Annotated in this window: 19 protein-coding genes and 1 pseudogene; 15 read left to right on the forward strand and 5 right to left on the reverse strand. The window is 65.9% G+C overall.

What is annotated here, in order from left to right:
* The first annotated feature begins 2 nt into the window (after positions 1-2).
* From BLW02_RS06695 to BLW02_RS06725, 7 genes are all read left to right on the forward strand, one after another.
* Positions 3-2,423: a 3-hydroxyacyl-CoA dehydrogenase/enoyl-CoA hydratase family protein gene (locus tag BLW02_RS06695; RefSeq protein WP_092697593.1), complete on the forward strand. Its 2,421-nt coding sequence runs from the start codon at positions 3-5 to the stop codon at positions 2,421-2,423.
* A gap of 8 nt (positions 2,424-2,431) precedes the next feature.
* The gene (locus tag BLW02_RS06700; RefSeq protein ID WP_092697594.1) at positions 2,432-2,938 is read left to right on the forward strand and encodes a DUF4442 domain-containing protein; all 507 of its coding nucleotides are present in this window, start codon (positions 2,432-2,434) and stop codon (positions 2,936-2,938) included.
* A 12-nt stretch (positions 2,939-2,950) separates the two neighbouring features.
* Complete coding sequence (locus BLW02_RS06705; protein WP_092697595.1) at positions 2,951-4,150, forward strand: acetyl-CoA C-acyltransferase; 1,200 nt, start codon at positions 2,951-2,953, stop codon at positions 4,148-4,150.
* A 620-nt stretch (positions 4,151-4,770) separates the two neighbouring features.
* Positions 4,771-5,595, forward strand: a complete 825-nt coding sequence (locus BLW02_RS06710) for an acyl-CoA thioesterase (RefSeq protein ID WP_092697596.1) — start codon at positions 4,771-4,773, stop codon at positions 5,593-5,595.
* Positions 5,596-5,646: 51 nt separating this feature from the next.
* Complete coding sequence (locus BLW02_RS06715; RefSeq protein ID WP_092697597.1) at positions 5,647-6,423, forward strand: enoyl-CoA hydratase; 777 nt, start codon at positions 5,647-5,649, stop codon at positions 6,421-6,423.
* A gap of 34 nt (positions 6,424-6,457) precedes the next feature.
* Positions 6,458-6,940 carry a thioesterase family protein gene (locus BLW02_RS06720; protein WP_092697598.1) on the forward strand — a complete coding sequence of 161 codons (483 nt, stop codon included), beginning with the start codon at positions 6,458-6,460 and terminating at the stop codon, positions 6,938-6,940.
* 137 nt (positions 6,941-7,077) lie between these two features.
* Positions 7,078-7,620: a bactofilin family protein gene (locus tag BLW02_RS06725; protein ID WP_092697599.1), complete on the forward strand. Its 543-nt coding sequence runs from the start codon at positions 7,078-7,080 to the stop codon at positions 7,618-7,620.
* 11 nt (positions 7,621-7,631) lie between these two features.
* Here the strand turns inward: BLW02_RS06725 and BLW02_RS06730 are convergent, their stop codons facing one another.
* A complete protein-coding gene (locus BLW02_RS06730) occupies positions 7,632-8,063 on the reverse strand; it encodes an acyl-CoA thioesterase (protein WP_092697600.1) in 432 nt (143 codons plus the stop codon).
* A gap of 43 nt (positions 8,064-8,106) precedes the next feature.
* On the opposite strand from BLW02_RS06730, the gene BLW02_RS06735 reads away from it, so the two are divergent.
* The 8 genes and pseudogenes from BLW02_RS06735 to BLW02_RS06765 all read left to right on the forward strand — a co-directional run bounded on the left by BLW02_RS06735 (position 8,107) and on the right by BLW02_RS06765 (position 15,943).
* A complete protein-coding gene (locus tag BLW02_RS06735; RefSeq protein WP_092697601.1) occupies positions 8,107-9,921 on the forward strand; it encodes an ABCB family ABC transporter ATP-binding protein/permease in 1,815 nt (604 codons plus the stop codon).
* A gap of 190 nt (positions 9,922-10,111) precedes the next feature.
* The gene (locus tag BLW02_RS06740) at positions 10,112-11,743 is read left to right on the forward strand and encodes an AMP-binding protein (protein WP_244273636.1); all 1,632 of its coding nucleotides are present in this window, start codon (positions 10,112-10,114) and stop codon (positions 11,741-11,743) included.
* On the forward strand, positions 11,740-12,201 hold the full coding sequence (locus BLW02_RS06745) for a MaoC/PaaZ C-terminal domain-containing protein (protein WP_092697603.1): 462 nt from the start codon (positions 11,740-11,742) through the stop codon (positions 12,199-12,201). Before BLW02_RS06740 ends, BLW02_RS06745 begins: the two co-directional genes overlap by 4 nt.
* 55 nt (positions 12,202-12,256) lie before the next feature.
* Positions 12,257-13,249 (forward strand): Bug family tripartite tricarboxylate transporter substrate binding protein, encoded by a 993-nt coding sequence (locus BLW02_RS06750; RefSeq protein WP_092697604.1) that lies wholly within the window; start codon positions 12,257-12,259, stop codon positions 13,247-13,249.
* Positions 13,250-13,296: 47 nt separating this feature from the next.
* Positions 13,297-14,274, forward strand: a complete 978-nt coding sequence (locus tag BLW02_RS06755) for an NAD(P)H-dependent flavin oxidoreductase (protein WP_092697605.1) — start codon at positions 13,297-13,299, stop codon at positions 14,272-14,274.
* A gap of 35 nt (positions 14,275-14,309) precedes the next feature.
* Positions 14,310-15,242 carry a LysR family transcriptional regulator gene (locus tag BLW02_RS06760; protein WP_092697606.1) on the forward strand — a complete coding sequence of 311 codons (933 nt, stop codon included), beginning with the start codon at positions 14,310-14,312 and terminating at the stop codon, positions 15,240-15,242.
* 49 nt (positions 15,243-15,291) lie between these two features.
* Positions 15,292-15,722, forward strand: a pseudogene (locus tag BLW02_RS19600) (IS1595-like element ISAte2 family transposase); the annotation flags it as partial.
* Between the two features lie 89 nt (positions 15,723-15,811).
* Complete coding sequence (locus tag BLW02_RS06765) at positions 15,812-15,943, forward strand: hypothetical protein (RefSeq protein WP_425285649.1); 132 nt, start codon at positions 15,812-15,814, stop codon at positions 15,941-15,943.
* 20 nt (positions 15,944-15,963) lie between these two features.
* Here BLW02_RS06765 and dld read toward each other — a convergent pair whose 3' ends face one another.
* The 4 genes from dld to lldP are packed head-to-tail and all read right to left on the reverse strand — an operon-like array spanning position 15,964 to position 21,376.
* A complete protein-coding gene (gene dld / locus BLW02_RS06770) occupies positions 15,964-17,718 on the reverse strand; it encodes a D-lactate dehydrogenase (protein ID WP_092697607.1) in 1,755 nt (584 codons plus the stop codon).
* On the reverse strand, positions 17,715-18,854 hold the full coding sequence (lldD, locus tag BLW02_RS06775; protein ID WP_092697608.1) for an FMN-dependent L-lactate dehydrogenase LldD: 1,140 nt from the start codon (positions 18,852-18,854) through the stop codon (positions 17,715-17,717). Before lldD ends, dld begins: the two co-directional genes overlap by 4 nt.
* A 10-nt stretch (positions 18,855-18,864) precedes the next feature.
* Positions 18,865-19,662: a transcriptional regulator LldR gene (lldR, locus tag BLW02_RS06780; protein WP_092697609.1), complete on the reverse strand. Its 798-nt coding sequence runs from the start codon at positions 19,660-19,662 to the stop codon at positions 18,865-18,867.
* Positions 19,663-19,684: 22 nt separating this feature from the next.
* Positions 19,685-21,376, reverse strand: a complete 1,692-nt coding sequence (lldP, locus tag BLW02_RS06785; protein ID WP_092697610.1) for an L-lactate permease — start codon at positions 21,374-21,376, stop codon at positions 19,685-19,687.
* Positions 21,377-21,743 lie beyond the last annotated feature (367 nt).

The following is a 21,743-nucleotide window of genomic DNA, read 5'->3' on the forward strand; positions in this document are numbered from 1 at the left end:
ATATGTCCAGATTCCAAGTGAAGAAAGTCGCCGTGCTCGGCGCAGGCGTGATGGGCGCGCAGATTGCTGCGCACCTCGTCAACGTCAAGGTGCCGGTGGTGCTGTTCGACCTTCCCGCCAAGGAAGGCGCAAAGAACGGCATCGTCACCCGCGCCATCGACAACCTCAAGAAGCTCAAGCCCGCGCCGCTGGGCGTGGCCGACGACGCCGCCCTGATCGGCCAGGCCAACTACGAAGAGCACCTGGAGCAATTGCGCGACTGCGACCTCATCATCGAGGCCATCGCCGAGCGCATGGACTGGAAGCTCGACCTGTACAAGAAGATCGCGCCGTTCGTGGCACCGCACGCCATCGTGGCGTCCAACACCTCGGGCCTGTCGATCACCAAATTGAGCGAGGCGCTGCCCGAGAACATCAAGCCGCGCTTTTGCGGCATCCACTTCTTCAACCCGCCGCGCTACATGACGCTGGTGGAGCTGATCGACACCCCCACCACCGCCCCCGAGGTGCTCGACCAGCTCGAAGCCTTCGTCACCAGCGGCCTGGGCAAGGGCGTGGTGCGCGCGCACGACACGCCCAACTTCATCGCCAACCGCGTGGGCATCGCCGGCATGCTGGCCACCATGAAGGAAGTCGAGAATTTCGGCCTGAGCTTTGACGTGGTGGACGACCTCACGGGCAAGAAGCTGGGCCGTGCCAGCAGCGGCACCTTCCGCACCGCCGACGTGGTGGGGCTGGACACCATGGCCCACGTCATCAAGACGCTGCAGGACAACCTGGACGAGAAGAGCGACCCGTTCTACGCCAGCTTTGAAACGCCCGCCGTGCTGAAAAAGCTGCTGGAGCTGGGCCACCTGGGCCAGAAGACCCAGGCCGGTTTCTACAAGAAGGTCGGTCGCGATGTGCTGCGCTTTGACCTCGACGCCGAAGAGTACGTGCCTGGCGGCCAGAAGGCCGACGAGGTGTACGGCCGCATGCTCAAGAAGCCTGCCGCCCAGCGCCTGAAGCTGCTGCGCAATGCCGAAGGCGCGCAGGGCCAGTTCCTGTGGGCCATCCTGCGCAACAGCTTTCACTACGCCGCCGTGCACCTGGGCACCATTGCCGACAACGCCCGCGACGTGGACCAGGCCATGCGCTGGGGCTTCGGCATGCAGCAGGGCCCGTTCGAGCTGTGGCAGGAAGCCGGCTGGCTCGAAGTGGCGAAGATGATCCAGGAAGACATCGATGCCGGCAAGGCATTGAGCCGTGCGCCGTTGCCCGAATGGGTCTTCAAGGGCCCCGTGGCCGAGGCCGGCGGCGTGCACACCGCGCAAGGCTCGTGGAGTGCATCCGCTGCCAAATTCGTAGCGCGTCGCGCTTTGCCCGTGTACGCCAGGCAGCATTTTCCTGAAAGACTGCTGGGCGAAGCCTTGCCCGACTACAAGACGGCTGGCAAGACGCTGCACGAAGACGACGCCATCCGCCTGTGGACGCTGGACGGCGATGACCGTCCCTCCGGTAGCGGAGTGCTCATCGCCAGCATCAAGACCAAGATGCACGCCATCAGCCCCGACGTGTGCGAGGGCCTGAACCTGGCGGTCGAGATGGCCGAGAAGGACTTCCAGGGCGTGGTCATCTGGTCGGGCGACGAGCCCTTCAGCGTGGGCGCCGACCTGCAGGCCATGCTGCCCGCCTTCATGATCGCCGGCGTGAGCGCGGTCGAAGGGGCAGAGCACGAAATGCAGCAGACCATGCTGCGCCTGCGTTACGCCAACGTGCCCGTGGTCTCTGCCGTGCGCGGCATGGCGCTGGGCGGTGGCTGCGAGCTGGCCGTGCACTCGGCCCGCCGCGTGGTGCACATGGAAAGCTACATCGGCCTGGTCGAAGTGGGGGTGGGCCTGGTGCCCGGCGCTGGCGGCCTGACCTACATCGCCCGCCGTGCGGCCGAGAACGCCGAGGCCTCGACCGGCAAGGACTTGCTGCCGTTTCTCACCGAAGGCTTCACCGCCGCCGCCATGGCCAAGGTGGGCACCAGCGCGCTCGAATCGCGCAAGCTGGGCTATGTGCTGCACAGCGACGTGATCGTGCCGCACAAGGACGAGCTGCTGTTCGTGGCCATCAACGAAGCCAAGGCCCTGGCCAGCGGCGGCTGGCGTGCGCCGCACAAGCGCCTGTTTCCCGTGGCGGGCCGCAGCGGCATCGCCACCATCAAGGGCTCGCTGGTCAACATGCGCGATGGCGGCTTCATCAGCCAGCACGACTTCCACATCGCCAGCCTGATCGCCGAAGTGGTGTGCGGCGGCGACGTGGATGCGGGCACGCTGGTGAGCGAGGAGTACCTGATGGCGCTGGAACGCAAGGCCTTCTGCGCGCTCATCGAGCACCCCAAGACGCAGGAGCGCATCCTGGGCATGCTCAACACCGGCAAGCCGGTGAGGAACTGAGCGCCACGATGGACCGCGCACCCAACAAGCTGCAGCGTTCGCTGATGCGCCTGGACGAGGCACCCGCTTTCATGCGCGGCTTTGTGCAGAACATCATCCTGCGCCGTGCCGTGCCCTTCACGGGCACGGCGGGCATCCGCTTCGACACGCTCACGCCCGAGCGTGTCGAAGTGCGCCTCGCCAACGAACACCGGGTGCAAAACCACATCGGTGGCGTGCACGCCTCGGCCATGAACCTGCTGGCCGAAACCGCCACCGGCATGGTGGTGGGCATGAATGTGCGCGACGACTGCACGCCGCTGGCCAAGGAGTTCAGCATGGCGTTCAGGAAGCGCGCCACGGGTGGCCTCAAGGCCGTGGCCACGCTCAGCGCCGAGCAGCGCGCCACCCTGCAGGCCAGCGACCAGGGCGAGGTGCAGGTCGCGGTCACCGTGACCGATGAAGCCGGCGTGGAGCCGGTCGAATGTGTTTTTACGTGGGCCTGGGTTCCAGCCAGCCGCCCCGCCAAGAATTGAAGGAGTTACCCCATGGCCCAACCCATCCAGGAAGCCTACATCGTCGCAGCCACGCGCACGCCCATCGGGCGCTCGCACCGCGGCTTCTTTCGCAACATGCGCCCCGACGATCTGCTGGCCACCACCCTCAAGGCGGCGCTGGCGGCTGCGCCGGGCCTTGACCCGGCAGCGATTGAAGACATCATCTGCGGCTGCGCCATTCCTGAAGCGCAGCAGGGCCTGAACGTGGCGCGCATTGGCGCCGTGCTGGCCGGCCTGCCCGCCAGCGTGGGCGGCATCACCGTCAACCGTTTCTGCGCATCGGGCCTGTCGGCCGTGCAGATGGCCGCCGACCGCATCCGCGTGGGCGAGGCCGAGGTGATGATCGCCGCCGGTGTGGAAAGCATGAGCATGGTGCCCATGATGGGCAACAGCCCCAGCCTGTCGCCCAGCATTTTCGAGCGCGAAGGCGATGTGGGCATTGCCTATGGCATGGGCCTCACGGCCGAGAAAGTGGCGCAGCAGTGGAAGGTGAGCCGCGAAGCGCAGGACGAGTTTGCGCTGCAGTCGCACCTGAAGGCCCTGGCTGCGCAAAAGGCCGGCTACTTTGCCGACGAGATCACGCCCATCGAGGTGACCGACCGCACGGCCAACCTCGAAACCGGCGAGTCCATCGCCACCACCCGCACCGTGAGCCTGGACGAAGGCGCGCGCGCCGACACCTCGCTCGAAGGCCTGGCCAGGCTGCGCACGGTATTCGCTGCGCGCGGCTCGGTCACGGCGGGCAACAGCTCGCAGACCAGCGACGGCGCCGGTGCGCTGATCCTGGCCAGCGAAGCGGCCGTGAAGCGCTTTGGCCTCACGCCACTGGCGCGTTTCGTGAGCTACGCGGCCAAGGGCGTGCCACCGCACATCATGGGGATCGGCCCTATCGAAGCCATTCCGGCCGCACTGCGCTATGCAGGCCTCAAGCACCAGGACATCGACTGGTACGAGCTGAACGAAGCCTTTGCGGCGCAGTCGCTGGCGGTGATGAACACGCTGGGGCTGGACCCTGCCAAGGTGAACCCGATGGGGGGCGCGATTGCGCTGGGGCATCCGCTGGGGGCGACGGGGGCGATCCGGTCGGCGACGGTGGTGCATGCGCTCAAGCGGAACAAGTTGAGGTATGGGATGGTGACGATGTGTGTGGGGATGGGGCAGGGGGCTGCGGGGATTTTTGAGGCTGTTTGATTTGATTTGACTTGACTGGCTACATGCCTGAGATGCCTTCCCCACCCGTTCGGGCTGAGCTTGTCGAAGCCAGGGCTGGTGCGCTGGTTTGGGCGGTGTGCGTTGGTTGAGTGCGGAGGCCGGGTCTCGCCCCGGCGGGCAACCTGAAGGGAACCTGAGCGGACATCCCTTCGGGCCATCGCTGCGCTCGGCCCGGGCTGCGCAGCGCGAGGCGCTTGCGCCCGCGAGAGGGGGCCGAGCGCAGCGATGGCCCGTATTTGGCTTCAACCCCATCTGGCTGCGCCTGCGGCGGGGCGATTGCGGGGTGGCGGGTGTGCCGCAGGACACACCCGCCTCGTGAACTGACTCGCCGTGGCTGTCCGAGCGGCGCGCGCAGCGCAAAGCGAGTTCCACGGCGCACCCCGCAACCGCCCCGACGCAGGTCTGCCCCGAAGGGGTCGCAGGCTGTGGGTCGCCTTTTCTTTGCTTACGTTCTTTTGGCGAAGCAAAAGAAAGTGAGTCGGCCGCCGGGCCGAGACCCGGCCTCCGCCCTCAACCAAAACCACCCACAATCCAACCCACCCCCAACCCAGTCCCCTCCACGACCCTCACCCCGCCCGTTTCGCGGCACACTTACAGCCATGACCGACCCACACCCATTCGATCAAGCCATACAGCTACACGCCGAAATCCCCGGCCAGTACCAGGGCCAGACCCATGCGGGCTACTGGAACATGGTGGGCCCCTTTGGCGGCATCACCGCAGCCACGTTGCTGCAGGCCGTCATGCAGCACCCGGCGCGGCTGGGCGACCCGTTGTCGCTCACCGTCAACTACGCAGGCGCCCTGGTGGCGGGGCCTTTCACCGTGCAGGCCACGCCGGTGCGCACCAATCGCTCTACCCAGCACTGGACGCTGTCGATCCTGCAGGCCGATGCCGATGGCGCCCAGGTGGTCACCACCACCGCCACCGCCGTGACGGCCGTGCGCCGCGAGACCTGGAGCGCGGGCGATGTGCCCCTGCCCGACGTGCCGCAGCCGGCGGACCTGCCCGCCATTCCGCCGGGCTTTGGTTCGGAATGGCTCAGCCGCTATGAGATGCGACCCGTGACTGGAACGCTGCCACGCGCCTGGGATGGCAGTGGCGACCACAGCCTGACCCAGCTGTGGATGCGCGATGCACCCCCGCGCCCGCTCGACTTTTGCGCGCTGGCGGCGCTGGCCGATGTGTTCTTTCCCCGTGTCTGGTTGCGCCGTGCGCACCGGGTGCCAGCGGGCACGGTGTCCATCACGGTGTACTTTCACGCCAGCGCCGAGCAGTTGCAGCAAACCGGCATGGGCTACCTGCTGGGCCAGGCGCGCGGGCAGGAGTTTCGCAACGGCTTTTTTGACCAGACCGTGCAGCTGTGGAACGAGGCGGGCACCATGCTGGCCACCAGCCACCAGATCGTTTACTACAAGGAATAAGAAGCGGGCACTGTGTCGCCCTCGTTTCCCCTCACCACCCCCAGACCCACCATGACCGAAGCCACCCAAGACATCCTCGTGCACACCGAAGCGGGCGTGACCACCATCACCTTCAACCGCGTGGACAAGAAAAATTCCATCACCACCGCCATGTATGCCGCCATGGCCGACGCGCTGGCTGCTGCCGAGGCGGACGCCAGCGTGCGCGCCGTGGTGTTCCAGGGCGACGTGGCGGTATTCAGCGCCGGCAATGACATTGGTGATTTTCTGCAGCAGCCGCCCGCCACCCAGGATTCGCCCGTGTTCCGCTTCCTGCGCGGCCTGGCCGCTTTCCCCAAGCCCGTGATTGCAGCGGTCTGCGGCCCGGCGGTGGGCATAGGCACCACCCTGCTGTTCCACTGCGATCTGGTCTATGCGGGCGACAACGCCGCATTCTCCATGCCGTTCGTCAACCTGGGCCTGTGCCCCGAGGCAGCATCGAGCCTGCTGGTGCCGCAGATGCTGGGCTACCACCGCGCTGCCGAAGCCCTGCTGCTGGGCGAACCCTTCATGGCCGAGGCGGCGCTCGAAGTGGGCCTGGTCAACCGCGTGGTGCCCCCCACGGAATGCAATGGCGTGGCACAGGCACAGGCGCGCAAGCTGGCCGCCAAGCCGCTGTCGGCGCTGATCGAGACCAAGCGCCTCATGAAAAAAAGCCAGGCCCCCCAGGTGCTCGCCGTGATGGCCGAAGAAGGCGCCAGCTTTGGCCGCATGCTGCGCGAGCCCGCAGCGCGCGAAGCCTTCGGCGCTTTCATGGAAAAACGCAAGCCCGACTTCAGCCAATGCTGAAACCAGCGCTGCGCCCGCCGCCCCAGGGACACCGATGACAAAAACCATAGCAACACCCGTCGCGTTCGAGCCCGAGTTCATTGCCGGCGTGAAAACCATTTTTGAGGAAAAGATTGTCTTCAACCAGGTGCTGGGCCTCAAGGTGGTCAGTCTCGCGCCCGAGCGTGTGGTGGCCCGCATCGACATGAAGCCCGAACTGGTCGGCCACTTTGCCTACAACCGCATCCACGGCGGCGTGATCAGCGCGGGCCTCGATGCCATGGGCGGCCTGGCCGTGATGGCCGCCATGGGCGCCAAGCACATGGACGAGACGCCCGAACAGCGCCTGCACCGCTTTGCCCGGCTGGGCACCATTGATCTGCGCGTGGACTATCTGCGGCCGGGCATCGGCAGCCATTTCGAGTTGCGCGCCGAGGTGCTGCGCCTGGGCTCGCGCGTGGCCACCACGCGCATGGAGTTTTTGGGACCCGATGGCGTGCTCATGTCAGCGGCCGCCGCAGCCTATATCGTGTCCTGAACGCGCCCGATCTGGTGTGTCCATGCAAGTGATGCAAGTGCATGCAACCAGCGAACGATTTGGTTACTGATCTTGCGCAAGACGCCAAGGTGCAATGCCCCGGCACTCCTACGATGCCTTCTTTTCAAGGAGATCCGATGGCTGTGCAGAACCCCTTTTTTGGCAAGCGCGAAACTGAAACCTTCCAGCCCCGCCACAACACGGTCACCCCCAGCACCGTGAGCAATGTGTCACCCAGTGCCAGTGCAGCGGTGGCAGCCGCTGCCGCCAAGGCGCCGGCAGAAAGCAGTGGCAGCAAGCTCACCGTGGGCCCCAACATCAAGCTCAAGGGGGTGGAGATCACCGATTGCGACACCCTGGTGGTGGAAGGCACGGTGGAAGCCACCATGGATTCGCGGGTCATCCAGATTGCCGAGCAGGGTGCGTTCCGTGGTTCGGCCGACATCGATATCGCCGAAATCCGCGGCGAGTTCAATGGCACGCTCACCGTGCGCGACAAGCTCGTCGTCTTTGCCACCGGCAAGGTCAGCGGGAAAATCCGCTATGGCAAGCTGGTGGTGGAAGAGGGTGGCCAGCTGTCGGGCGAAATCGAGGTGGGCGTGGGCACCGCCACCAGTGCCCGTCCGGCGGCCGCAGCGCGGCCCATGGACGCACCAGTGCCCGCCGTGGCTCTGGCCTGAACGCAGGGCGTTCAGGTAGGCACCGGCACCGGCACCGGCACCGGCACCGGGCGCGGCCGGCCGTCGGCGTCGATGGCCACATAGGTCAGGCGCGCTTCGGTCACCTTCAGGTATTGGCCCTGGTCCGAGAAGCGTTCGGCATACACCTCCACCTCTACCGTGATGGAGGTGCGGCCAATGCGCGTGACCGTGGCGAAGAAGGACAGGATGTCGCCCACCCGCACCGGCTGCTTGAAGATGAACTCGTTCACCGCCACGGTCGCCATGCGGCCCTGGATATAGCGCGCGGGCAGCACCGAACCGGCCAGATCGACCTGCGCCATCACCCAGCCGCCGAAGATGTCGCCATTGGCGTTGCTGTCGGCGGGCATGGGAATGACCTTCAGTACCAGTTCATGGCTGGAGGGCAAGGCGGGTGCGGGGAGGTGGGGCAAATCAGGCATGGGCACAATCGGGGTGAATAAGCAACCCCCGGAATTGTCCCCTATGCGCCACCACGGCGATTCTTCTCCCCCTCCTTCTCCGAACGACCCCGCGCACAAACGCTCTGACTGGGCCACGCTCTCACGCCTTCTGCCGTATCTGTGGCAGTACAAGGGGCGCGTCGTTCTGGCCATCGTGTTCATGGTGGGCGCCAAGGTCGCCAATGTGGGCGTGCCGGTGCTGCTCAAGAACCTGGTCGATGCCATGGCGCTCAGGCCCGGCGACCCGGCTGCCGTGCTGGTGGTGCCGGCCGGCTTGCTGCTGGCCTACGGATTGCTGCGCCTGTCCACCTCGCTGTTCACCGAGTTGCGCGAACTGGTGTTTGCCAAGGCCACGCAGGGCGCGGCACGCTCGATTGCCTTGCAGACCTTCGAGCACCTGCACGCGCTGAGCCTGCGCTTTCATCTGGAGCGCCAGACCGGTGGCATGACGCGCGACATCGAGCGCGGCGTGCGTGGCATCGAGTCGCTGATCTCGTTCACGCTGTTCAACATCGGCGCCACGCTGATCGAAGTGGCCATGGTGCTCACGGTACTGGCCGTCAAGTTCGATGCCTGGTTTGCCTGGATCACGCTGGCTGCGCTGGCCTGCTACATCGCCTTCACGGTGCTGCTGACCGAGTGGCGCACCCAGTTCCGCCGCCAGGCCAACGAGTTCGATTCGGCCGCGCACAGCAAGGCGGTGGATTCGCTGCTCAACTACGAAACCGTCAAATATTTCAACAACGAAAGTTTCGAGGCCCGCCGCTACGACGAAAGCCTGCAGCGCCTGCGTGCCGCGCGCCTGAAGGCGCAAAGCTCGCTCTCGCTGCTCAACACCGGCCAGCAGCTCATCATTGCCACGGGCCTGGTGGCCATGCTCTGGCGCGCCACGCAGGGCGTGGTCGATGGCCACATGACGCTGGGCGACCTGGTCATGGTCAACGCCTTCATGATCCAGCTCTACATCCCGCTCAACTTCCTGGGCGTGATCTACCGCGAGATCAAGCAGAGCCTGACCGACCTGGACAAGATGTTCACCCTCATGGACCGCGAGCGCGAGGTGGCCGATGCCCCCGGCGCGCAGCCGCTGGTGGGGCTGGCACAGCCCACGGTGCGCTTTGAGAATGTGCAGTTCGCCTACGACCCGGCCCGGCCCATCCTCAAGGGCATCAGCTTCGAGATTCCGGCGGGCAAGACGGTGGCGGTGGTCGGCCCTTCGGGTTCGGGCAAGTCCACGCTGGCGCGGCTGCTGTTTCGCTTCTACGACATCCAGCAGGGCCGCATCACCCTGGCCGGGCAGGAAATCCGCGACGTCACGCAGGCCAGCCTGCGCCAGGCCATCGGCATCGTGCCGCAGGACACCGTGCTGTTCAACGACACCGTGGCCTACAACATCGCCTACGGCCGCCCCGGCGCCAGCCAGGCCGAGATCGAGGAAGCCGCCCGCGCGGCACGCATCCACGACTTCATCGCCGCCACGCCCAAGGGCTACGCCACCCAGGTGGGCGAGCGCGGCTTGAAGCTGTCGGGCGGTGAAAAACAGCGCGTGGCCATTGCGCGCACCTTGCTGAAAAACCCGCCGGTGCTGATCTTCGACGAGGCCACCAGCGCGCTGGATTCGGCCAACGAACGCGCCATCCAGGCCGAACTGCAAAGCGCCGCGCGCAACCGCACCACGCTGCTCATCGCCCACCGCCTGTCCACCGTGGTCGATGCGCACCAGATCCTGGTGATGGACGCGGGGCAGATCGTCGAGCGCGGCACGCACGGCGAGCTGCTGGCACTGGACGGGCGCTACGCCAGCATGTGGGCGCTGCAGCAAAGCGGAATGGAGTGACAGTGATGCCTGGTACAAACCCGAATGATTGATGTGAATTAAGCACCAATCCATTGTGATCCGACCGTCTTCCTGACGGGGCGCTCTGGTGAAACAATCGAGCCGAGTCGCGATCGATGCTCTCCTTGCACCAAAAAGCACGGGAGCGTGATGGCCCACGAAGCCCGTTGTCCCTGGAGGAGCCCGGATTGTGTCGGATTTACGTTTTTCTCAGTTGATGCAGGCCCGCCTGGCGGCCGACCCGCAGGCTCCGGCCTTTGTGCACGGCGAGGGCGTCACCACGGTGGCGTCGCTGGCGCATCAGGTGCAGTGCATGGCGGCCTGGTTGCGTGCCGCGGGTATCGGTCCCGGGGACCGGGTGGCCGTGTGGCTGGTGAACCGGGTCGAATGGCTGGCGCTGCTGATGGCCGCCGCACGCATCGGCGCCACGGTGGCGGCGGTCAATACCCGCTACCGCCGGGAGGAGGTGGCTCACATTCTGCGCACCAGCGGCGCCCGTCTGCTGGTGACGCAGCTGCCCCATCAACGGCTGGACTTTTTGGCCATCCTGGCAGGCCTGGACCCCGCGCAAGTGCCCGATTTGCAGCAGGTGGCCGTATTGGGCAGCGGCAGCGCCGCGCCTGCTGGCGTGGCCGACCTTGCCGCCGGCCTGGCCTGGCGGCTGGTTCCATTGGACTGGCAGCCATGCGCGCTCGATACCGGGCCGGACGATTCGGACCCCGACGCCACGGTGGTGTTGTTCTCCACCTCGGGAACGACCAAGGCGCCCAAGCTGGTGATGCACCCGCAGCGCACCCTGGTGGACCATGCCTTGCGCTGCACGGCGGCTTACCGGTTGGATGCGCCCGGTGCCTGCCTGCTGACTCTGCTGCCGCTGTGCGGCGCTTTTGGCTTGAACAGCACCCTGGCCGCGTTCGCCGCGGGCGCGCCGGTCGTCTTGCCGGCTTTGTTTGAAGCTGACGAGGCCGCGGCCTTGCTGGCGCGCCATGCGGTGACGCATTGCTTTGGCAGTGACGAGATGGTGCGCCGCCTGGCGGAAAGCTCGGAGGCGGCGCAGCCTTTTGCGTCGCTGCGCTTCTTTGGCTTTGGTGCCTTCACGTCGAATTTCACCGAAATCGCCCAGGCCTGTTGTGCGCGGGGTATCCCGCTGCACGGCCTGTACGGTTCCAGCGAGGTGCTGGCGGTTTTCTCCGCCCAGGCCGGCGACCTGCCCTTGGCGCAGCGCCTGGAAGGTGGCGGCATGCCCGTGGCCGGGGCGCAGGCGCGCATTCGCATCCGCGACGAGGCCACGGGCCAGTTGCTGCCAAGCGGACAGTCGGGACAGATCGAAATTCAGGCGCCCAGCCTGTTCCAGGGCTACTTCGGCAATCCGGCGGCCACGGAAGAAGCCATGCACGAGGGCTATTTCAAGACCGGCGACCTGGGCCATCTGCGGCCCGATGGCAGCCTGGTGTTCGAGACGCGCCTGGGCGATGCCGTGCGCCTGGGCGGCAATCTGGTCAACCCGGCGGAAATCGAAGAACTCCTGCAGCGCGATCCCGGGGTGCGTGAAGCCCAGGTGGTTGCGGTGCCGATCCAGGGCCAGGACCGCCCCGTGGCCTTCATCGTGCCCGAGGTGGGGGCGGGGCCCGACACGGCGGCCTTGCTGGCCCCGCTGCGCCAGTCGATTGCCAGCTACAAGGTGCCGCAGCGGGTGTGGATGCTGGCGGCCTTTCCGCTGACCCAGGGCGCCAACGGCAACAAGATTTCCCGTGCGCAGTTGCGCCAGATGGCGCAGGAACGCCTGGCCGCCGAAACCGCCCAGCCCAAGGAGCCCGCATGAACCCCCGTTACTTTGAAGACTTCACCGTGGGCGAGCATTTCACCAGCTCGGGCCGCACCGTCACCGAAGCCGATCTGACCCTGTTCAACATGATCTCGGGCGACTGGAATCCCATCCACGCCGACGCCGAATTTGCCGCCGGCACCCGCTTCGGCCAGCGCATCGTCCACGGCGCCTTTGGCGTGGCCTTGCTGACAGGCTTCATGCACCAGATGGGAATTTTCGAGGGCACGGCGGTGGCCATGCTGTCGCTCAAGGAGTGGAGCTTCAAGGCCCCCATCCTGATGGGACAGACCCTGCGCCTGCAGCTCACCGTGACCGAGCTGGACCCTGGCAGCAGCGCCCGCATGGGTCGCCTGGGCCGGCATTTGCAGCTGCGCGACCAGCACGGCCAGGTGGTGCAGGAAGGCCGCAGCGATCTGCTCATCCTCAAGCGCCCGTCCACAAGTCACGCCTGATCCCGTCTGATTTCCCAGTCTTGCCCGCTTCCCTTTCCCATCCTCAGGAGACAACATGAAAAAACGCCTTTCCCCCGTTGCCGCAGTGACCCTGGCCCTGTGCTCCGCCACGGCGGTGACCCAGGTCCACGCCCAGGCCTATCCCAGCAAGCCTGTGACCATCGTGGTGCCGTATTCCGCGGGTGGGCCGGTGGACAACTTCATCCGGGCCCTGAGCCAGCAGCTGTCCGACAGCTGGAAGCAGCCGGTGGTGGTGCTCAACAAGCCGGGCGCCAACGAAATCATTGGCGCCGACCAGGTCGCCAAGAGCGCGCCCGACGGCTACACCCTGTTCGCTGGCACCGAAGCCTCGCTCACCATGAGCCCGCACCTCTACAAGAAGCTGCCCTACAACGTGGAGACCGACCTGGTACCCATCAGCCAGCTGATCAGCTTGCCGCTGATGCTTTTCACCCACAAGAACACCCCGGCCAACACCGTGACCGAGTTTGTCGAGCTGGCCCGCAAGGCCAAGGCCCAGGGCAAGCCGCTGAGCTACGGATCTTCCGGCGCGGGCGGCATTGCTCACCTGCCCATGGTGACTTTTGAAAAGCAGGAAGGTATTTCCATGACCCATGTGCCCTACCGGGGCGCGGCCAACCTGATTCCCGACGTGATCGCTGGCCAGGTGGATGCCGCGGTGCTGGCCGTGTCGGTGATCGAGCAGCATGTGAAGACCGGCGTGCTCAAGCCCCTGGCCGTGTCGTCCGAGACCCGCAGCGCGGCCTTGCCCCAGGTGCCCACTTTCAAGGAGGCGGGCGTCAAGGACATCCACGCCATCTTCAGCATCGGCCTGCTGGCGCCCAAGGGCACCCCGGTGGCGGTGGTGGACAAGGTTGCCGCCAGCGCCAAGGCCATCATCGCCACACCGGACTTTCGCCAGAAAAACATCGATGCCTTCAGCTACGTGCCCGTGGCCTCGACTCCGGTGGAGTTCAAGACCTATCTGAGCAGCAACAGCAAGCTGCAGGCCGAGCGGGTCAAGGCCTCTGGCGTGACGCTGGACTGAGCCCCATCTGTCTTCCCTTCGTTTCCTGACCTTCTGAGCGATTGACCATGAACGCCATCACGTCCCGAATCCCCGCCGCGCTGCAGAACCTGGCGCTGCCCATCATTGCCTCGCCAATGTTCACCGTCAGCTACCCCGAGCTGGTGCTGGCCCAGTGCAAGGCGGGCATCGTGGGCTCGTTCCCGGCGCTCAATGCCCGCCAGCCCGAGCTGCTGGGCGAGTGGCTGCACCAGATGAAGGCCGACCTGGATGCCTACCGCAGCGCCCACCCCGGCCAGCCGGTCGGCCCCATCGCGGTCAACCAGATTGCGCACAGCTCCAACGTGCGCCTGATGCAGGACATGGAAACCTGCATCCAGCACCAGGTGCCCGTCATCATCACGTCGCTGCGCGCGCCTGCGCGCGAAGTCGTGGATGCCGTGCACAGCTACGGCGGCGTGATCTTTCATGACGTGGTCAATGTGCGCCACGCGCAAAAGGCGCTGGAGGCGGGGGTGGACGGCCTGATCGTCGTGGCCGCAGGGGCGGGGGGGCATGCGGGTACCCAGTCGCCCTTTGCCTTGGTGGGCGAGGTGCGGCGCATTTTTGATGGCCCCCTGGCCCTGTCTGGTGCCATGGCCACCGGCGGCGCCGTGCTGGCTGCCCGTGCCATGGGTGCGGACTTTGCCTACATGGGCACGCGCTTTATCGCCAGCAAGGAAGCCAACGCCAGCGAGGAATACAAGCAGGCCATCGTGAAGGCGGGTGCGTCGGACATCATCTACAGCAACTGGTTCTCGGGCGTGCATGGCAACTATCTGCGCGAGAGCATCGAGCGCGTGGGCCTGGACCCGGAAAACCTGCCGGTGGGTGACAAGGCCAACATGAGCTTTGCCGATGGCCGATCCAAGGCCAAGGCCTGGAAAGACATCTGGGGCGCAGGCCAGGGCGTGGGCCAGATCCACGACCTGCCCGAAGTGCGCGAGATCGTGGCCAGGCTGCGCGCCGAATACGACCTGGCCCGCGCACGCATTTGCACGGGTTGACGTCTGGCGCTTTCCAGGTTCAGGGCGGTGGCACGATGACGAAGCCTTATGCTCGCGGTTCGAAGGAGGGGCCGGTGGATCAGTCGCCGTATTTGTTTTTTGCGGAAGTGGTGGAGGCTGGCAGTTTTGCGATTGCGGCCCGGCGCCTGGGCATGGACCGCTCGAATGTCAGCCGCCGTATCAAGGAGCTGGAGCACACCGCGGGTGTGCAATTGCTGCGCCGCACCACCCGCAAGATGGTGCTGACCGATCTGGGCGCTGCGTTCTACGAGCAGTGCCTGGCGGTGCGCAGCGAAATCGAGCAGGCCAAGAACCTTCTGCTGTCGCATGGCGATGGGGTGCGTGGACCCCTGCATGTCAGTTGCCCGCCGGCGATTGGCCGGCTGTACCTGGTGTCTTTGTTCGAGGCGTTCTGTCGCCGTTACCCTGCGGTGTCCCTGCAGATCACCTTGAAGTCGGGCGCGGTGGATTTGATCGATGAGCGGATCGATGTGGCGATCCGTTTCACCAACGAGCCATCGCCACACCAGGTGGCCAGGGTCTTGGGGCAGACACACTGGATTTTTTGTGCCAGCCCGGACTACCTGGCCGAGCATGGCGCCCCGCAGTTTCCCGAGGATCTTGCACACCATGCATGGCTGGGTATGCGCACCCGCATGGAGCTGCAGTTGCGCAAGGAGGCCGCCCTGCACCGCGTGGTGCTGCGCTCGCGCGTCGCCTGCCCCGATTACGCCCTGCTGGGGCAGATGGCCCGCGATGGGCTGGGCGTGTGCCTGCTGCCCGTCTATGTCGCGTCCCGCGGCCTGCCCCAGGGCGGCCTGGTCCAGGTGTTGGCTGACTACCAGATCGAGCCCACGCCTGGCAGCACCTTGTACGCCATGACCCTGCCAGGCATCCATTCACCGCCGCAGGTCAAGGCCTTTGTCCAGTTCCTGGCCGAGACCGTGCAGGCGGAATTCATCCATTGAGATTTCAAGAAAATATAGGCTCGTCTAGCGAATGCTAGTGACGGGCGTCGAAGGGCTCACGCTCAACCAGATGGCCCAGCCGCCTGAGCGTGGCACAAAGCACTGCCTTTCGCCGGAGTCACCGCTTCCTGGCCTGCACCAAGAGCGTGCAGGCTCGCCAGCTTCTCGGTATTGCCGAGGCCGACGAGTCCTCTTTCCCGGTCTCTTGCAAGGGACAAAGAGGGTTGCTGCGCAAGGCGCGCCACCGAGGGGGCAAAGCGCAGGCAGGCTGCAAGGGTTCTGAGTACACACCCGTGCTCATGGCGCGGGACCGCGCGGAGGGTAACGGCCAGCCTCATCCTGGAGGCGAACAAGGCGGTGAGCGTGCAGGCTGCACTCAAGCCCTTGCTGCCACACGACACCATCCTGTGCACCGATGGCCGTGTCACGCTGGCCAGCGTAGCCCAGGCCGTGAACATCAGCCAGGGCGTGCGCGGTCCCTGACATGTGCAGAACGGCAATGCCTATGTCAGCAGGCTGTGTGGGTGGATTCGCTAGAAGAGCCTGAAAATAACCTCTGGCGCTTGGACTTGAATCCGCCCTACCTGCTACAACTGGCCGACCACACCGGCGTGGACCTGCGCGATGCCGTGGAGCGCAAGCTGGTGATGAACGCCATCAAGCACCCGGTGCCTCCCGGTGGCCCGGCTTCTGTCGATTGACCCAAGCCGGGCGGGGGTGCTCACGCGTTCTCTGAATACCCCTTGGGCCAGCCGCCGCTGGCGTGGTTGCACTCCTGCCAGTCGCGTCCGCGCGGGGTGTGGCCAATGCCAGGGTTGAAGGTGTTGGTCGGGTCCAGCGACTGGTAGAAGCCCGCCAGTGCGGGCTTGGCCACATAAAGGTGGCCCACGTTGTGCTCGGCCGGGTACTCGGCGCGGCGCTCGTCCAGCAGCTCCCACATGCGGTGCTCCATGGCCAGCGGGTCCACGCCCTTCTTCACGATGTAGTCCTGGTGGAACACATGGCAGAAGAAGTGGCCGTAGTACAGCTTGTGCACCACATCGCGCTCCACGTCCTGCGGCAGTTGTTCCACCCATGCGCGGTCGTTGCGGCGCAGGGCAATGTCCAGCGCCACGATGTCTTCCACCTCGCTGCGGTGCACTTCGCGGTAGCGGATGGCGGCGCCCGCAATCGCAAAGCGGTGCAGGAAGGCCTTGCGCCCTTCGTCGGCATCGCACTCGAACCAGCCGCCCTGGGTGCTGTTCGCAAAGTGCTCCGTCAGGAACGTGCGCGTGGCGTCCACCTGGTCGTTCGATACGCGCACCAGCAGGTGGTGCTCGTACAGGTCGCGCCACTGGCGCACGCGCCGCGGCAGGTGGCTGGGCAGCAACCGGGTCACGGCCTGGATGGCGTGGTCCACAAAACCGCGCATCCCGAGGCGTTCAAAGAAGCCGTCGAATCGGCTCTTCAGTGCAAACGCCGCAGGCACGCGGGCCGTGCCAAAGCGGTCGATGAGCAGGAAGGTGTCCTTGCCGTATTTCTCGCCAATGTCGAACGCGGTGCGGTGGATGTACTCGCCCGCAATGGGCGGGCGCGGTAGCGCCGTGAGCAGGTGGCGGCGCACGGCCGTGAGGTCATCGGGCGTGTTGCTGCCGATGTAGAACACCGTGCTGGGTTCTTTGGGGAAGGTGTCGAGCCGCACGGCAAACAGGCACACCTTGCCAGCCGAGCCCGAGGCCTCGAACAGGCGGGACGGGTCGGCATTGAAGCGGGCGGGGCTGTCGGCGTCCACGGCGCGCACGTCCTGGGCGTAGCGGGCGTCCGATGCGGCGCGCTCGGGCTCGTGGCGCACGTCGGCTTCGGTGTAGCTGCCGTTTTGCAGGCGGGTCAGGATGTCTTCGGGTGTGTCGCCCAGCGCGATGCCCAGGTGGTTCACCAACTCCAGCGTGCCGTCATCGCGCACGCGGGCGTACAGCGCCAGCTCGGTATAGGCCGGGCCCCGGCGCACCAGCGCGCCGCCCGAGTTGTTGCAGATGCCGCCCAGCACCGAGGCGCCGATGCACGACGAGCCGATGACCGAATGCGGCTCGCGGTTGAAGGGGATCAGTGTCTGCTCCAGCCGGTCGAGCGTGGCGCCGGGCAGGCACACCACCTGCTCGCCGCCGCGCACCACCTGCACGCCCGCGATGCGCAGCGTGTTGATGAGCACGATCTCGCGGTCGTAGCCGCTGCCATCGGGCGTGGAGCCGCCCGTGAGGCCGGTGTTGGCCGCCTGCATGATGACGATGCGGTCGGCCGCCACGGCGGCCTGCAGCACCTTCCATTGCTCCAGCAGCGTGCCGGGGCGCACCACGGCCAGCACCGGGCCTTCGCCGGTGCGGTGGCCCTTGCGAAAGCGCCGGGTGGCCTGGTCGTCGGTCAGTACATGGGCGGCGCCCACGGCCTCGCGCAACTGCGTCAGCAAGACATCGCGGGTGATTTGCGGGGCGTCGCTCATGCTTCCCGTACCAGCAGGTCGCCGGTGATGTCGGCCACGCGGGCCACGCTGGTCAGGGTCATGGCCACGCGCATTTCTTTCTCCAGCAGCTCCAGCAGGTGTTTGACGCCCGCCTCGCCCGCTGTGGCCAGCGCGTAGATGAAAGCGCGGCCAATCATGGCGCAGTCCGCGCCCAGGGCAATGGCGCGCACCACGTCCAGCCCGTTGCGGATGCCAGAGTCGGCCAGGATCTTGATCTGGCCCTTCACCGCGTCGGCAATGGCCGGCAGGGCGCGGGCCGACGACAGCACGCCGTCGAGCTGGCGGCCGCCGTGGTTGGAGACGATGATGCCGTCCGCGCCAAAGCGCACGGCATCCTTGGCGTCCTCGGGGTCGAGGATGCCCTTGATGACCATCGGGCCCTTCCAGAAGGCGCGGATCCACTCCAGGTCTTTCCACGAGATGGATGGGTCGAAGTTGGCGCCCAGGTAGCCCATGTAGTCCTCCAGGCCCGTGGGGCTGCCGCGGTAGGCCGAGATGTTGCCCAGATCGTGCGGGCGGCCCAGCAGGCCCACGTCCACGGCCCAGCGGGGGTGCGTCACCGCCTGCCAGTAGCGGCGCAGGGCGGCGTTGGGGCCGCTCATGCCCGAATGCGCGTCGCGGTAGCGCGCGCCGGGCACGGGCATGTCCACCGTGAACACCAGGGTGGTGCAGCCCGCGGCCTGCGCGCGCTCCAGCGCGTTCTGCATGAAACCCCGGTCTTTCAGCACGTAGAGCTGGAACCACATGGGGCGTTGGAGCTTGGGCGCCACTTCTTCAATGGGGCAGACCGACACGCTGGACATGGTGAAGGGAATGCCATGCGCGTCGGCCGCACGCGCGGCCTGCACTTCGCCGCGGCGGCGGAACATGCCGGTCAGGCCCACGGGCGACAGGGCCACGGGAATCGAGAGCTTTTCGCCGAACAGCTCGATGCCGGTGTCGAGGCGGCTCATGTCCTTGAGCACGCGCTGGCGCAGCGCGACGGCGGCGAAGTCATCCACATTGCGGCGCAGCGTCTGCTCGGCATAGGCGCCGCCGTCTACGTAGTGGAACAGGAAGGGCGGGAGAAACTTTTGCGCCGCTGCGCGGTAGTCGTCGCTGGAGGAGATGATCATGATGGCTCTCTCAAATCGGTTGGGGCGGCTGCGCTGCAGGCAGCAGCGTCGGCGCCAGGTCAAGGGGAAGGCGCGTGGAACGTTCGCGCCGTGCGCGGTCTTCGTCCATGCGCTGGATGGTGGTGCGCACATGCTCCAGGTGTTCACCAATGCATTCGCGCGCGCGTTGCGGGTCGCCGTCCAGAATGGCCTGCATCAGCGCCTGGTGCTGCGCGGTGAGCGCCTGCAGGGTGACGGGTGCGCTCAGGCGGAACATGTCGTGGCGGTTGCGCTCCACGGTGGAGAGCACCACGGTGAACAGGCTGTGCATCACCTGCACCAGCACCAGGTTGTGCGAGGCTTCTGCGATGGCCAGGTGGAACTGCGCGTCGGCGCGCGCTGCCAGCTCGGCGTGGCCGCCTTGCTGGTGCTGCAGCATCACGTCAAAGCAGCGCTGGATGTGCACCTTGTCCTGGGCGGTGGCGCGCTGCGCAGCCAGCCAGGCGGTGCTGGTCTCCAGGGCGTGGCGCGTTTCCAGCACGTCATAGCGGTACTGGGGGTCGGACTCGATCAGGCCCGCCAGCGGCACCATGGCTTCCTGCAGCCACTCCGCGGGTTTGTTGGACTGCTGCACGTAGGTGCCATCGCCGCGCCGGGCCGAGAGCACACCCTGGCTGGTGAGCTTCTGGATGGCTTCGCGCACCGAGGTGCGCGAAACGCCCAGATCTTCGGCCAACTGGCGTTCGGCTGGCAGGCGCTGGCCGGGCTGCAGCCCGCGTGTCTGTACCAGGGCCAGCAGTTTTTCGACAACGTGATCGGCTAGGCGCATGGGGGCTCTCGGATTCAGGGTTTCAATGACCCGGAATCATCCACGTAAACACATAGGCCTGCAGCGTGGTGATGATGCCGATGATGGCGGCGAACGTCAGGCTGTGCTTGACGGTGAAGCGGAACAGGTCCGATTCCTTGCCTGACAGGCCCACGGCCGCGCAGGCAATGGCGATGGATTGGGGCGAAATCATCTTGCCTGTGACGCCGCCGGTGGTGTTGGCCGCCACCGTGAGCACGGGTGGCAGGCCCAGCTGGTGCGCCGTGGTGGCCTGCAGTGCGCCAAACAGGGCGTTGGCCGAGGTGTCAGAGCCCGTGAGGAATACGCCGATCCAGCCCAGGAAGGGCGAGAAGAACGCAAACGCCTGGCCGGTGTGGGCCAGCGCCAGCGCCAGCGTGGCCGACAGGCCCGAGTAGTTGGCCACGAACGCAAAGGCCAGCACCATGCCGATGGAGTAGATCGGGATAAGCAGCTCCCGCACCGTCTCGCCCAGCGTGACCACGGCCTTGGCGGGGGAGAAGCGGGCGAAGGCCATGGTCAGGATGGCGGCAATCAGGATGGCGGTGCCGGTGGCAGCGAGCCAGTTGAAGGTGTACACCGCGCCATAGGGCGTGGCCTGCGCCACCACCGGCGGCATCTTGGCGACCAGCTTGTCCAGCATGGGCACGGGGATGTTGATGATGGTGGAGGCCAGGGGGCCGCCTGCGGCGAACAGCGCCTTGAAGGGCTTGATGCTCCACAGCGTGACCATGCCGGTCAGGATGATGAAGGGCGACCAGGCCTTGACGATGGCGCCCGCGGTGAGGGGTGCCTCTGCCTTGGTCGACGAGGCGGCATGCCCGGCCGCGGCTTTGCCTTGCGGGGCGCTGTCGCTGTTCTCAAAACGGAAGATGCGTTTGGGCTGCCACACCTTGAGGAAGGCGGTGAGTGCGATCAGCGAGACGATGGCCGAAGTGATGTCGGGCAGCTCGGGGCCAATGAAGTTGGCGGTCAGGAACTGCGTCAGGGCGAACGAGCCGCCGCCCACCAGCACGGCAGGCCAGGTCTCCTTCACGCCGCGCCAGCCGTCCATGATGGCCATGATCCAGAACAGCACCAGAATGGTCATGAAGGGCAGCTGGCGCCCGGCCATCTGGCCGATGATGAAGGGATCGATGCCCGACACCTGGCCCGCCACGATGATGGGAATGCCCATCGCGCCAAAGGCCACGGGGGCGGTGTTGGCGATCAGGCACAGGCCGGCGGCGTACAGCGGCTTGAAGCCCAGGCCCACCAGCAGTGCAGCGGTGATGGCCACGGGGGCGCCAAAACCGGCCGCGCCTTCCAGGAAAGCACCAAAGCAAAAGCCCACCAGGATGAGCTGCAGGCGCTGGTCGTGCGTGACCGACAGGATGGAACTGCGGATGACATCGAACTGCCCGGTCTTGACCGACAGCTTGTACAGGAACACCGCCGCCACAATGATCCAGGCGATGGGCCACAGGCCGTAGAAGAAGCCATACACCGCCGATGCCAGCGCGGCGCTGACCGGCATCTTGTAGAACAGCAGTGCCACGCCCAGGGCCAGCAGCACCGTCACGGTGCCCGCCTGGTAGCCCTTGAGCCGCAGTTTGGTCAGGGCCAGAAAGAAAAAGACGATGGGGATGAGGGCTACGAGCGCTGACAGCCAGATGTTCCCGGCCGGGTCGTAGTTTTGTTGCCAGAGGGTTTGCATAACGGTAAGTGAGGCATTGAAACGCAGACAAAGGCCAGGGGCCCATGGCTTTCTTCACCGCAGTGGATGCGCCGCATTGGGGCGGCGTAGTCTCCGGCCGCTGGCCCCGCAGGTCAGGGGGCCTGAGGGATGGGCTGGCATGAAAGCAGGCTTGGTGCTTTGCCTTCATTGGTAAACGTTGGACTTAATTGGTATGACCAATATAGCCAATCCATGCGAATTGGCTGGATTTTGTGTCTTGTAGTGGGCGATATTTATAGGGTAAATACTTAGTTGTGGTCTTTTGTTTGAATTTTTGTTTATTGGTTATACCAATTTCCTTGAGCGCGATGTGCTGCCTGGGACTTAACGGTGCCAGTACGGTGTG

The sequence above is a fragment of the Acidovorax soli genome (genome assembly GCF_900107605.1).
GTDB classification, from domain to species: Bacteria; Pseudomonadota; Gammaproteobacteria; order Burkholderiales; family Burkholderiaceae_C; genus Acidovorax; species Acidovorax soli.